The organism is Streptomyces sp. NPDC092369, assembly GCF_044755245.1.
Taxonomy (GTDB): Bacteria; Actinomycetota; Actinomycetes; order Streptomycetales; family Streptomycetaceae; genus Streptomyces.
In genome coordinates, this window is record NZ_JBIVQP010000003.1 from 13,131 (window position 1) to 26,620 (window position 13,490).

Consider the following 13,490-nt stretch of genomic DNA (forward strand, 5'->3'; position numbering starts at 1 on the left):
ACGTCTCTTCTCCGACGGCCGTGCCGAACGTTCCCGTCATCGGGGTCCAGCCGCTCGTGGGTCCTTCGGACGTGGCCTCGGATTCCGGGGACGAGCCCGGGAACGGCGATCTGGAGAGCGGCGCGACCATGCGCATCTCGCCTGTCGCCCTGAAGCGGGACTTCGAGGAGCGCGCCGCTGCCGCCGCCACCGCCGAGGAGGCGGAGGGTGCCGGTGAGGTCGTTGCGAGCGACGGACAGGACGAGCCCGAGGTCGCGGAGCCTTCGGCGGTTGAGCCGGAGGGAGCGGAGGCGGCTGACGCCGGGGCGGAGACCGAGGCGGAGGCCGCAGCCGAGCCCGAAGTGGACGCGGAGGTCGCTCCGGACGCGAAGGGCGAGGTCGAGACCGAGGTCGCTCCGGAGACCGAGCCCGAGGCTGCCACGGAGACCGAGGTCGAGCCGGAGGAGGTCGAACCTCAGGACACCGCGCCTGCCGACGCCGAGCCGTCGGGCTCAGTGACTGGCGATGCGGAGACCGAGGACGCGGTGGCCGCAGACTCGGTGACCGAGGACGTCGTAGGCGAAGACCTCGTTGACGAGAGCGTTGCAGACGAAGAAGAAGCCGCACGCGCAGACGCCACCCCCCAGAACAACGAGCCGCAGGACCACGCCCGGGACGAGGAGCCGCAGGCCGACGCTCCCCAGGCAGAGCCAGCGGAGCCAGAGCCGCAGGACGCTCCGCCCACCGGGCCGCCCGTCTGGACTCCCCCGCCGGCGCCGCAGAGCGGGTTGCCGCCATTGCCGCCGTCGTACCAACTGGCCGCGCCCGCACCGGCGGCCCATTGGCCCGCGCAGCCCCAGGGCCGGCCGCAGCAGCCGGAGCAGGTCGCGCCCGTGCAGCCGGAGCCGGCCGCCGCGCAGGCCCAGCCGCCCGTGCCGCCGTTCCAGCCGCAGGCCCCGCAGCCCGCCCCGGCGGCCTGGAACCAGCCTCCGCAGCAGCCCCCGGCCCAACAGCCGACCCCGCCCAACACCCCTGGCGGCTACGGCTTCCCGAACCCCGGCGCCCCCGCGGCACCGCAGACCCCGGCCGACGTACCTCCGCCGAACGGCTACGGCTTCCCGCAACCGCCGGCCGGCCCCAACACGCCACCCGCACCGGCCGCCACCGCACCGCAGGCCCCCGCGGACGCGCCCCCCGCCGGCTACGGATTCCCCCAGCCGCCGGCTCCCAACACAGCAGCCGCCCCGCCCGCGCCTGCCCCCACCGCACCGCAGGCCTCGGCCGACGCACCCCCGAACGGTTACGGCTTCCCGCACCCCGGAGCGCCCGCGCAGGCGCCCGCAGCACCGCAGCCCCCTACCGACGCGCCCCCCGCCGGCTACGGATTCCCGCAACCGCCGGCTCCCAACACAGCGGCCGCCCCGCCCGCGCCTGCGCCCACCGCACCGCAGGCCTCGGCCGACGCACCCCCGAACGGTTACGGCTTCCCGCACCCCGGAGCGCCCGCGCAGACGCCCGCAGCACCGCAGCCCCCTGCGGACGCGCCCCCCGCCGGCTACGGATTCCCGCAGCCGCCGGCTCCCAACACAGCGGCCGCCCCGCCCGCGCCTGCGCCCACTGCGCCCCAGGCCCCCTCAGCACCGCAGGCCCCGGCCGCCGACGCACCTCCGCCGAACGGTTACGGCTTCCCCCAGCCCCCGGTGCCCAACACTCCCAACACCCCACACCCTCCTGGCGGTTACGGCTTCCCGCAGCAGCCCGCCGCCCAGGGCCAGCCCCACCTGGGCGTCCCGCCGCAGGCCCAGCCGCAGCCCAACCCCCAGGCCCCGCACGCCCCTCAGCCCCCGCAAGCCGCCCAGCCCGCTCCCCAGGACCCGCACGCGCCGCAGCCTCCGCAGGCCCACGCGCCGCAACCCCAGCAACCGCCCGTCGACCCCCGCACCGGCACGTCCTGGCCGCAACCGATCCAGCACGATCAGCGGCAGATGACCAACCCCGGGGCCGCGCCGCTGGGTTACACCGCCGCCGTGGAGCTGTCGTCCGATCGGCTGCTCAACAACAAGAAGCAGAAGGCGAAGAGCGGTCGGCCCGGAGCCGCGCCGTCGCGGTTCAAGATCGGCGGGAAGAAGGAAGAGGCCGAACGGCAGCGGAAGTTGGAGCTGATCCGGACGCCCGTGCTGTCCTGCTACCGGATCGCCGTCATCAGCCTCAAGGGCGGGGTCGGCAAGACCACGACCACCACCGCGCTCGGTTCGACGCTCGCCACCGAGCGGCAGGACAAGATCCTCGCGATCGATGCCAACCCGGACGCCGGCACGCTCGGCCGCCGTGTGCGCCGGGAGACCGGGGCCACCATCCGTGACCTCGTCCAGGCGATCCCGTACCTCAACTCCTATATGGACATCAGGCGGTTCACGTCCCAGGCCTCGTCCGGTCTGGAGATCATCGCCAACGACGTCGACCCGGCCGTGTCGACCACGTTCAACGACGAGGACTACCGGCGCGCGATCGACGTGCTGGGCAGGCAGTACCCGGTCATCCTCACCGACTCGGGCACGGGTCTGCTCTACAGCGCCATGCGCGGTGTGCTCGACCTCGCCGACCAGCTCATCATCATCTCGACGCCGTCGGTGGACGGGGCGAGCAGCGCCAGTACGACGCTGGACTGGCTGTCCGCGCACGGGTACGCGGACCTTGTCTCGCGCTCCCTCACCGTCATCTCCGGTGTGCGCGAGACCGGCAAGATGATCAACGTCGACGACATCGTCAGGCACTTCGAGACGCGCTGCCGCGGTGTCGTGGTCGTGCCCTTCGACGAGCATCTCGCCGCCGGTGCCGAGGTCGACCTCGACATGATGCGGCCCAAGGTGCGCGAGTCGTACTTCAACCTCGCGGCGATGGTCGCCGAGGACTTCGTACGCCACCAGCAGGCGCACGGCCTTTGGACGAGCGACGGGAACCCGCCGCCGGTCGCGGCCCCGCCGATGCCGGGACAGCAGTACCAGCAGGTTCCGGGGCAGCAGCCGTATCCGCAGCAGGGCCAGCCGCCCCACCCCGGGCAGCAGCAGCCTCCCGTCCACCCCGGCCGGCCGCAGGCTCCCGCCCAGCCGGGCCCGTACCCGCCGCAACAGCAGCAGCCCCAGCCGCCGCAGCCCGGTCAGCCGTACGCCCAGCCGGGGCAGCCCTACCCGCCCCAGCCCGGACAGCCGTATCCGCAGGCCGGTTACGGCTACCCGCAGCAGCCGGACGGGCAGGTTCCGCCCCCGCCGCAGCAGTAGGCGAGCGCGAACGGCCGAAGGGCGGCCGGTGTCTCTATGACACCGGCCGCCCTTCGGCGTTCGTTCAGTCCAGTTCCGTTCCGCTCAAGGGACGGCTACTCCGCCGCCGAGATCAGCTCCCGGCACCGCTTCACGTCCTCCGCCATCTGCACGAGCAGCGCGTCCAGGGACGCGAACTTCGCCTGGCCGCGGACGAAGGCGAGGAAGTCGACGGCGACGTGCAGGCCGTACAGGTCGAGGCCGACACGGTCGATGGCGTACGCCTCGACCGTGCGCTCGGTGCCGTCGAACTGCGGGTTCGTGCCGACGGAGATCGCGGCCGGCATCGCCTCGCCCTCGACGTGCAGCCAGCCGGCGTAGACGCCGTCGGCGGGGATGGCGGTGTGCGGCAGCGTCTCGACGTTGGCCGTCGGGAAGCCCAGCTCGCGGCCGCGCTGGGCGCCGCGTACGACGACGCCCTCCACGCGGTGCGGGCGGCCCAGGATCTCGGCGGCGCCCTCGACGTCGCCCTCGGCCACCAGGCGCCGGGTCAGGGTGGAGGAGAAGGGTTCGCCGCCGCCCGCCTCGCCGGTCACGAACAGGTCGACGACCTCGACCTCGAAGTCGTAGACCTTGCCCTGCTCGATCAGGAACTCGACGTTTCCGGCGGCCTTGTGGCCGAAGCGGAAGTTCGGTCCCTCGACGACTGCCTTGGCGTGGAGCTTGTCGACCAGGACCTTGACGACGAAATCGGCGGGCGTGAGCTTCGAGAACTCGGTGGTGAAGGGGAGGATCAGCAGCTCGTCCACGCCCAGCTCGGCCATGAGTTCGGCGCGGCGGTGGTGCGGGGCGAGCAGCGGGGGGTGGCTGCCGGGGCGGACGACCTCGCTGGGGTGCGGGTCGAAGGTGACGACGACGGAGGGAACGCCCAGCTCACGGGCGCGTTCCACGGCATGCCGGATGATCAGCTGGTGTCCGCGGTGGACTCCGTCGTAGGAACCGATGGTGACGACGCTGCGCCCCCAGTCCTCGGGGATGTCCTCCAAGCCACGCCAGCGCTGCACTGTGACCGCTCTCCTCGAACCCGTGTCCGTATCTACCGACCTGTTACGCAGGTCTAAGGGTGCCATGCCAGGCGCCGCCCGCCCGCATCGGCATCAGGGCTGTGACCCGATGCACGTGACGATGTGCGCGGGGGCGAGCTCAGGCGGGCACGCGGACGCCGGACAGGTTCTCGATCATGCGGCGGGTGCTCGGGCCCACCACAGCGGCCCAGGCCTGCGGGGTGTCGGTCATCCAGCCCGCCATCCGGGCCGCGAAGCCGGGCACGTGCCGGCCCAGGTCGACGAGGCCGCGGTCGAAACGGGCCGCGCCGTCGGGGGTGCGGACCAGGAGGAGGCCGGTGCGGTGGACGAGGTCGCGCACGTCGTCACCGTCCTGCACGGCGGTGGCGTGCAGCAGGGCGTCCAGGACGGCCGGTGCGTGTTCGTGCGCCAGGAGGAATTCGAGGAGTTCGTGGCGCAGGGGGCGGGAGACCGGGGTGCCCGGGGCGGCGAGTACGGCCGCCAGCGCGGCCCGCACGCCTTCCTGACCGCCGTCCAGCAGGCCGGTGACCAGCGGCTGCAGCACGGCGCGGGCCGCCGGGCCCTGGTCCAGACAGCGGTCTACGTACGCGGCCACGTCGGCGGCCGTCTCCGGGCGCTGCTCGACGGCCTCGCGGACGAGGTCGGCGACCCGGCGCGCCAGCGGGGGCGTGGTGACGTCGGCGAGGGTGCGCAGCGCGTGTCCGGCGTCCGCGCGGCGCAGCCGTTCCCGGAAGGCGTCCAGGACCGGCTCGGGGTGGGTGGTGAGGGCGGCGATCAGCGCGCTCGGCGGGAAGTGCGGGTCGCCGGCCGCGAAGTGCCGCAGCGCCTGCGGGAGATGACGGGCACGCGTGCGTGGATCGCGGACCAGGAGGGCGAGGGCGCCGCCGTGCAGGGTGCAGTCGGCGGGGCGGGCGAGGAGGAACTGGGCTGCGTAGCGCAGGAGTTCACGGTCGGCCTCGGTCCGTACGTGCGGGGCGGCGCGCAGCCCGTAGGCGATCGCCGCGACCCGCCGGGAGGGCCGCTCGTCGTGCGCCCACCGGTCCACGGCCCGGCACACCGCCGACGGTTCGTCCTCCGCCAGCACGGCCAGCAACTCGTCCGCCCGCCGATGCGCACTCTCGACGAGCACCTCGGTCAGGTCGTCGAGGGCGAGATGCCGGTGCGTGTGCAACAACGCCTGCGCCGCCTTGGCCACGCTCGCGTGCGGGGTCGCGGGCAACGGCCGGTCGTCGTCGAACCAGCGGGTGAGCAGCGGTTGTACGGCGGTGGGGTCGGCGGCGAGCAGCCGGGAGGTCTCGTCGAGGAAGCGTGGCGCGGTGCCCGGGCCGTTGCCCGAACTGCCTTCCTTCGGTGGTCCGTCGGCGAGCACGAGCCGTCGGAGCAGGTCGAAGCGGTCGTCGTCCGGGAGGCGCAGGCCGGTCCAGAAAGCGGGCGTCAGGGCCCGGCTGCCGTGCTTCCTCCGCATCCTCACCACCAGCTCCGCCAGCGACCGCAACGGCTCCAGATACGGCGTCGCGTCCGGAACCCGCGTCAGGGTCTCCGTGAGGAGCGCGGCGGCCCACCACGAGTCCGGGTCGGCCTCCAGGGCGTGGGTCAATTCATCGAGGCGTAGGGCGAGTTGGGACACTCCTTGCTGCCGGGCCAGAAGGAGGAGTGCCTCGACGACCGGGCCGATGCGGTGGTGCGGCACGGGCAGGGGGCGGTCGCTCCGCGGAGTACGGCGGCGGTGGACCAGGGCGCGCAGGGCTTCGTCGAGGTCGAGGTGGACGCCCTGGATCCAGTCGGCGAGCTCCTCGTGGGCGAACCGGTAGCCGCCGCCGGCCGGCACGAGGAGGCCTTCGGTGAGGACGGCGGACGCCCAGCCGCTACCGCCGCCGAGCCGTGCGGGGGCCTGACCCCAAGGAAACACCGCCTCGAACGACTGTCGGTCCAACTCCCCCTGCCCCGGCCCGAGACTGCGCCGCGCCGCCTCGTGCACCTGCCCGGAGACCCTGGCGGCGAGCCGGCGTACGGCGGTCCCGCGCAGGCCGTTCTCGGCGGCCAGCCGGACGGCGATGCGCAGGCACATCAGGTCCAGGTAGGCCGAGAAGACCTCGTCGCGGTCCACGCGTGCGTGCGGGGCGTCGGGGAGAGCGGCGCGAACCTCGGAGAGCAAGCGGAGGGTGAGGGGGTGCCGGGCGTCGGGCTCGTCCAGGACACCTTCCGGGATGCCGTGATGGGCGCGAGCGCGCTCGGCTTCGTCGGGGGTGAGGTCGTCGAGGCGGACGCAGGGCGGGAGGCGCCGTGGGCTGTCGTCGGCGAGAAGATCGTCAGGGCGTGCGCCCGCCGACGGCTGTCGCGATGCGTGGTTCCCGCCTCCCTCATCGCCCCCGCCACTCGCCTCGGGCAACGCCACCCGGTGCAGCACCTCCCCCGGAAACTCCGCCCCCGCCCCCTCCCAGTACTCCGCCCGGCACGCCACCACCAGCCGCGCTCCGGTCTCCCCCAGCCACTCCGCCGTCCCACTTGTCCACTCCCGCAGCCGATGCGCCAGGACCGACGGCATCTCTTCGGGGCCGTCGAGGAGGAGCAGCAGGGGGCGGCCCGCCGCACGGGCGACCTGGGCCAGGCGGTGGGGCGTGATGTCGCCGAGGTCACCGGCCGGAGCCGACTCGGAAGCACGGCCGTCCCGGTCGCTCCGGGAACACCCAGCGGCCGATCCCGCTCCCACGAGACCCCCGAAGGGCCCCTTCCCCGCAGCCGATCCCGCCCCCACCACACCCCCGAAAGGCCCCTCCCCCGCCGCCGCCACAATCCGCCCCGCCCGAGCCAGCGCCCGCGCCACCGCGTCCGCGAGCGACCTGTCCTCGTCGTGCAGATCCGCCCCGCGCAGCCACAGCGTGGGAGCCGGTTCGGGAGCGCGGTGGCGGCGGCCGGCGAGGGTCGCGAGTGCTGTCGTACGGCCGCTGCCGGGGGCACCGACGAGAGCGAGGACGGCGGCCGGGCCCTGTTCGAAGGCGGCGAACTCCCGTGCCGTGGCGGCCCGTTCGACCGGTTCCACCGAGCCGAGGGCGTCGGCGTCCGCGCGGCCGACGTATCCGGCGAGGGTGCCCGGCGGGCCGTCCTGGCCGACCGAGGTGGCCGTCAGTTCGAGGACACCGGCGAGGTTGAGGTCGGCGCCGTAGGCGGGCACGGTGGCCGCGTTCTCCGTGAGCAGGTCGGCGAGCGGGCCGGCGTCGGGGCGCAGGGGCACGGCGAAGCCGGCGTCCCGGTGGCCGTTGTGCAGGGCGGTGCCGAGGACGCCGATCACGGCGCCGGTCGCGGGGTCGAGGACCGGTCCCCCGGCCGCCCCGCCGCCCAGCCGCAGGGCGTCCCGGCCCGCGGTGCCGATGGCCAACTCCAGGGCGTCGTCGAGGAGATGGAAGCGGTCGGTCGCGGTGTACGTCACGGACGTCGTGCCCAGCACCCGCGCCTCGCGCCAGCAGCCGGCGGCGATCCGTACGTACGCGCCGGTCCCGATGCCGTCCCGCGTGCTGACCGGCAGCGGGTCCGCGCCGAGGCCCTCGGTGCGGACCAGGGCCAGGTTCAGGTCGGGCAGCGCGGTTACCGCGTCCGCGGTCACCAGGCAGCTGCGGTCGCCGGCGGCGTACAGGATCAGCCGGGACAGGCCGTCGACCGCTTCGTGACTGGTGATCACCGTGCCGTGGTGGTCGGCCAGGAAGCCGGTGCCGCGGGGGCGTCCGGCGAGATCGCGGACGCGGATCAGGGAGTCGTCGCCGCCCGGCGCCGACTCCTCGACGTGGGCCCTGTCGCGTGCCGTCTCGTGGGCCCTGTCGCGTGCCGTCTCGTGGGCCTTGTCGCGTGCTGCCGGCCGCGGGCCCCGTCCCGCCATGATCGACCTCCCCGCCGTACACCTGTGCCCTGTATTCGACGGTAGGCGCGGGGTGATCGGCGGGACAGATCGCGTGTCGAAAGCGCCCCCTTCCGCTCCCTCGGTTCACTCCGAGCGCCTGCCCGGACGGGTGAATAGGAAGGGGCCGATGGATACACCCTAGGGGTGGGGGAACCGAGGGGGACCGTGGAGCGGCGGCACATTTCGACCCCGTGATCGCCGCTCCACGGGCGGGCCGGGCGGGCCGGCCCGGCCGTGCCTCAGCCGAAGACGGCCAGGCTCTTCGCCTTGCCCTTGTGGTCCTCCACCAGCGCGAGGAAGGTGCCCGCGGGGTCGAAGACGGCGACGGCGCCCCGCCCGGCGTACTCCTCGGGCAGGTCCAGCCGTACGCCGTTGGTGAGCAGCCGGGCCCTCCTCGCGTCCACGTCCCAGCGCGGGAACGCGGCCGCGGCCGCCTCGGCGAGCGGCAGCACGGTCAGCTCCTGCTGGAGCTGGTCCAGCGTCCTCGCGGTGTCCAGCTTGTAGGGGCCGACGCGGGTGCGGCGCAGGGCGGTCAGATGGCCGCCGACGCCGAGCCCTGCGCCCAGGTCGCGGGCGAGGGCGCGGATGTAGGTGCCGGAGGAGCAGACGACGGAGACGATCAGGTCGAGGACGGGGGTGCCGTCCTCGGCGACGGCCTCCCGGACGTCGTACACCTCGAAGGACGAGATGGTGACCGGGCGGGCCGGGATCTCGAAGTCCTCGCCGTCACGGGCCCGCTTGTAGGAGCGCACGCCGTCGATCTTGATGGCGCTGACCTTGGACGGCACCTGCATGATCTCGCCGCTCAGCTCGGCGATCCCGGCGTCGACGGCCTCGCGGGTGACCTTCGAGGCGTCGACCGACCCCGTGATCTCGCCCTCGGCGTCGTCCGTGACCGTCGTCTGCCCGAGCCGGATCGTGCCCAGGTACTCCTTCTCCGTCAGCGCGAGATGGCCGAGGAGCTTTGTCGCCTTCTCGACTCCGAGGACGAGCACGCCCGTCGCCATGGGGTCGAGCGTTCCCGCGTGCCCGACGCGGCGGGTGCGGGCGATGCCCCGCATCTTGGCGACCACGTCGTGCGAGGTGAAGCCCGACGGCTTGTCCACGATGACAAGGCCGTCGGGCGTCCGGATCTTCTCGGTCATTCGGCGGCGTCGTCCTCGTCGTCCTCGCCCGGCTTCTTGTACGGGTCGGCGTCACCGGCGTACGCGGCGCCCGCCGAGACCTCGCGGACCTTCTCGTCGGACTGCCGGGCCCGGTCGAGGAGGTCCTCGATGGTCTTGGCGTTGTCCGGCAGGGCGTCCGCGACGAAGGCGAGCGTCGGCGTGAACTTCACGCCGGCCGCGGCACCCACCGCGGAGCGCAGGATGCCCTTGGCGCTCTCCAGACCGGCTGCCGCCTCGGCCCGCTGCTCGTCGTCCCCGTACACGGTGTAGAAGACGGTCGCCTCCCTCAGGTCCCCGGTGACCCGGGTGTCCGTGATGGTGACGTGCGAGCCGAGCCGCGGGTCCTTGATCCCGCGCTGCAGCTTCTGGGCCACCACCTCTCGGATGAGGTCCGCCAGCCTCTTGGCACGCGCGTTGTCGGCCACTGGTCCGTCTCCTTAGTAACTACGTCGTGCTGCTTGCTTCAGTCTTCGTCGCTGTGGAGCCTGCGTCGAACCGAGAGCAGTTCCACCTCGGGCCGCCCGGCGACCAGCCGTTCACAGCGGTCCAGTACGTCGGTGAGGTGTCCCGTGTCCCCGGAGACCACCGCGAGCCCGATCTCGGCCCTGCGGTGGAGGTCCTGGCTGCCCGTCTCCGCCGCGCTCACCGCGTACTTGCGCTGGAGCTCGGCCACGATCGGACGGACGAGAGAGCGTTTCTCCTTCAGCGAGTGGACGTCGCCGAGGAGCAGATCGAAGGACAGAGTCCCCACATACATGTGTGCCCGGATGTCCCGCCGGTTCGGGGTATGGGCGCCTTCCTGGGCGCCGATACCGGAACCGTACACGCAACGGCCGGGGCCGATCGACGGAAATATTCTCTCCGCCGACCGGCCCCGATCGCGTGCTGTGCCGATCAGACGCGCGGCTTCTCGCGCATCTCGTACGTCGCGATGACGTCGTCGACCTTGATGTCGTTGAAGTTGCCGAGGTTGATACCGCCCTCGAACCCTTCGCGGATCTCGGTGACGTCGTCCTTGAAGCGACGCAGCCCGGAGATGTTGAGGCTCTCCGCGATGACCTTGCCGTCGCGGACGAGGCGCGCCTTGGTGTTGCGCTTGACCTCTCCGGACCGGACCAGGACACCGGCGATGTTGCCCAGCTTGGACGACTTGAAGACCTCGCGGATCTCCGCCGTGCCGAGCTCGACCTCCTCGTACTCCGGCTTGAGCATGCCCTTCAGGGCCGCCTCGATCTCCTCGATGGCCTGGTAGATCACCGAGTAGTACCGGACGTCGACGCCCTCGCGCTCCGCCATCTGCGCCGCTCGGCCCGCGGCGCGGACGTTGAAGCCGATGACGATCGCGTCGGAGCCGGTCGCCAGGTCGATGTCCGACTCGGTGACCGCACCCACGCCGCGGTGCAGGACGCGGATGTCGACCTCTTCGCCGACGTCGAGCTGGAGCAGCGAGGACTCGAGAGCCTCCACCGAACCGGACGCGTCGCCCTTGATGATGAGGTTGAGTTCCTGCACCAGACCGGCCTTGAGGGCCTCGTCCAGGTTCTCCAGGGAGAACCGGACTCCGCGCCGGGCGAAGTTGGCGTTGCGCTCGCGCGCCGCGCGCTTCTCGGCGATCTGACGTGCCGTGCGGTCCTCGTCGACGACGAGGAAGTTGTCGCCGGCGCCCGGGACGTTGGTGAGACCCAGGACCAGGACGGGGGTCGACGGAGTCGCTTCCTCGACGTTGTTGCCGTTGTCGTCGAGCATCGCCCGGACACGGCCGTACGCGTCGCCGACCACCATCGTGTCGCCGATGCGCAGCGTGCCGCGCTGGACCAGGACCGTCGAGACGGCGCCGCGGCCCTTGTCGAGGTGGGACTCGATCGCGATGCCCTGCGCGTCCTGCTCCGGGTTGGCCCGCAGGTCGAGCGAGGCGTCCGCGGTCAGGATCACGGCCTCCAGCAGGCTCTCGATGTTGAGGCCCTGCTTGGCGGAGATGTCGACGAACATCGTGTCGCCGCCGTACTCCTCGGCCACCAGACCGAACTCGGTGAGCTGACCGCGCACCTTGGTCGGGTCGGCACCTTCGACGTCGATCTTGTTGACCGCGACCACGATCGGCACGTCGGCCGCCTTGGCGTGGTTCAACGCCTCGATCGTCTGGGGCATCACACCGTCGTTGGCCGCCACCACGAGGATCGCGATGTCGGTCGACTTGGCACCACGGGCACGCATGGCGGTGAACGCCTCGTGACCCGGGGTGTCGATGAAGGTGATGCGACGCTCTTCGCCGTTGACCTCGGTCGCGACCTGGTACGCACCGATGTGCTGCGTGATACCGCCGGCCTCGCCCGCGACGACGTTCGTCTTGCGGATGGTGTCCAGCAGTCGGGTCTTACCGTGGTCGACGTGACCCATGACGGTCACGACCGGCGGACGGACCACGAGGTCGTCCTCGTCGCCCTCGTCCTCGCCGAACTCGATGTCGAAGGACTCGAGCAGCTCGCGGTCCTCCTCCTCGGGGCTGACGATCTCGAGGACGAAGTTCATCTCGTCCGCGAGGAGCTTCAGCGTCTCGTCGGAGACGGACTGCGTGGCAGTGACCATCTCGCCGAGGTTCATCATCACGCCGACCAGCGACGCCGGGTTGGCGTTGATCTTCTCGGCGAAGTCGGTGAGGGACGCACCGCGCGACAGACGGACGGACTGTCCGTTGCCACGAGGCAGCATCACACCGCCGACCGACGGGGCCTGCATGGCCTCGTACTCCTGGCGCCTCTGCCGCTTCGACTTGCGACCGCGACGCGCGGGACCACCGGGACGACCGAAGGCGCCCTGTGTGCCACCACGGCCACCCGGACCACCGGGACGACCACCGAAGCCGGGACGGCCACCGCCGCCACCGGCGGGAGCACCCGGACGGCCGGCGAAACCGCCGCCACCGCCACCGGGACCCGCGGGACGACCGGCGAAACCGCCGCCGCCACCACCGGGACGACCGGCGAAACCGCCGCCACCGGGACGACCGCCGCCGCCACCGGGACCGCCGGGACGACCGCCGCCACCGCCGGGACCACGGCCACCGGGGCCGCCACCGGGACGCGGGTTACCCGCAGCGGGACGCTGCGGCATCATGCCCGGGTTCGGACGGTTGCCACCGGGGCCACCGCCCGGACGCGGAGCGCCGCCCTGCGGACGGGGCATGCCGCCCGGGGTCGGACGCGCGCCACCCGGAGCGCCGGGACGGGGACCGCCCGAAGCACCCTGGGGACGGGGACCGCCCTGACCGGCACCCTGCGGACGCGGAGCGCCGCCGGGAGCACCACCCGGGCGGTCCTGGCCGCCGGGACGCGGGGCGCCACCGGGACGCGGCGCACCGGGGCGCGCCATGCCGGTGGAGCCACCGGAGGTGAAGGGGTTGTTGCCCGGACGGGGACCGGCCGGACGAGCACCGGGACGTGCGCCCTGGCCACCCGGACGCGGAGCGCCGGGACGGGCGCCCTGGCCGCGGTCGCCACCGCGCTCACCACGGTCCTGGCCGGGACCGCTCGGGCGGGAACCCGGACGCGGAGCCTGGCCGGCCGGACGCGGAGCGCCCGGACGGGGACCGGCGGCGGGTGCGGGGGCCGACGAAGCGGCGGGCGCGGCCGGGGCCGCGGGAGCCGCCGGAGGCGCGGTGAACTCGGGCGCCGTGGGCGCCGGAGAGGCCGGAGCCGGTCGCGGCGCGGGCCGCGGGCCCGGAGTGGGACGAGTGCCGGAGGAAGCCGGCGCGGCGGGAGCCGCGGGCTGCTCGGCGACGGCCGGCTTCGGGGCCGGCGGGCGCGGGGCGGCCGGACGGGCAGCCTGCGCCGGAGAGGGGGCGCCCGGCTTCGCCGGGGCAGCCTTACGCGCGGAAGCGGGCTTGCCGCCTCCGTTGCCCTGATTGAGGGCGTCCGTCAACTTACGGACGACGGGCGCTTCGATGGTCGAAGACGCCGAACGGACGAATTCACCGAGTTCCTGGAGCTTGGCCATGACGACCTTGCTCTCGACCCCGAACTCCTTGGCGAGTTCGTATACCCGGACCTTAGCCACTTCGCTCCTTTTAGGTCCGGGTGCGTCCGGACCGTCGCTACTTCATGGGCGTACTCAT

Annotated in this window: 7 protein-coding genes; 1 reads left to right on the top strand and 6 read right to left on the bottom strand. The window is 73.2% G+C overall.

What is annotated here, in order from left to right:
- Nucleotides 1-20 precede the first annotated feature (20 nt).
- The gene (locus ACIQI8_RS17060) at nucleotides 21-3,257 is read left to right on the top strand and encodes an AAA family ATPase (RefSeq protein WP_402353951.1); all 3,237 of its coding nucleotides are present in this window, start codon (nucleotides 21-23) and stop codon (nucleotides 3,255-3,257) included.
- A gap of 95 nt (nucleotides 3,258-3,352) precedes the next feature.
- Here ACIQI8_RS17060 and ACIQI8_RS17065 read toward each other — a convergent pair whose 3' ends face one another.
- From ACIQI8_RS17065 to infB, 6 genes are all read right to left on the bottom strand, one after another.
- Nucleotides 3,353-4,300, bottom strand: a complete 948-nt coding sequence (locus tag ACIQI8_RS17065) for a bifunctional riboflavin kinase/FAD synthetase (protein ID WP_402350571.1) — start codon at nucleotides 4,298-4,300, stop codon at nucleotides 3,353-3,355.
- 139 nt (nucleotides 4,301-4,439) lie between these two features.
- The gene (locus ACIQI8_RS17070) at nucleotides 4,440-8,192 is read right to left on the bottom strand and encodes a trypsin-like peptidase domain-containing protein (RefSeq protein WP_402350574.1); all 3,753 of its coding nucleotides are present in this window, start codon (nucleotides 8,190-8,192) and stop codon (nucleotides 4,440-4,442) included.
- Between the two features lie 260 nt (nucleotides 8,193-8,452).
- Nucleotides 8,453-9,358, bottom strand: coding sequence for a tRNA pseudouridine(55) synthase TruB (truB, locus tag ACIQI8_RS17075; RefSeq protein WP_402350577.1), 906 nt, complete (start codon nucleotides 9,356-9,358; stop codon nucleotides 8,453-8,455).
- The gene (rbfA, locus tag ACIQI8_RS17080) at nucleotides 9,355-9,804 is read right to left on the bottom strand and encodes a 30S ribosome-binding factor RbfA (protein WP_402350580.1); all 450 of its coding nucleotides are present in this window, start codon (nucleotides 9,802-9,804) and stop codon (nucleotides 9,355-9,357) included. The genes truB and rbfA overlap by 4 nt, the downstream gene beginning before the upstream one ends.
- A 38-nt stretch (nucleotides 9,805-9,842) precedes the next feature.
- Entirely contained in the window at nucleotides 9,843-10,136 is a 294-nt protein-coding gene (locus ACIQI8_RS17085; protein ID WP_019074817.1) for a DUF503 domain-containing protein, read from the bottom strand.
- 137 nt (nucleotides 10,137-10,273) lie between these two features.
- Entirely contained in the window at nucleotides 10,274-13,432 is a 3,159-nt protein-coding gene (infB, locus tag ACIQI8_RS17090) for a translation initiation factor IF-2 (protein WP_402350584.1), read from the bottom strand.
- Between the last annotated feature and the right edge of the window lie 58 nt (nucleotides 13,433-13,490).

Excerpts from the sequence above, each read along its gene's own strand:
- ACIQI8_RS17070 (WP_402350574.1), bottom strand. The coding sequence starts at position 8,192 with ATGGCGGGACGGGGCCCGCGGCCGGCAGCACGCGACAAGGCCCACGAG.
- truB (WP_402350577.1), bottom strand. The coding sequence starts at position 9,358 with ATGACCGAGAAGATCCGGACGCCCGACGGCCTTGTCATCGTGGACAAG.
- ACIQI8_RS17085 (WP_019074817.1), bottom strand. The coding sequence starts at position 10,136 with ATGTATGTGGGGACTCTGTCCTTCGATCTGCTCCTCGGCGACGTCCAC.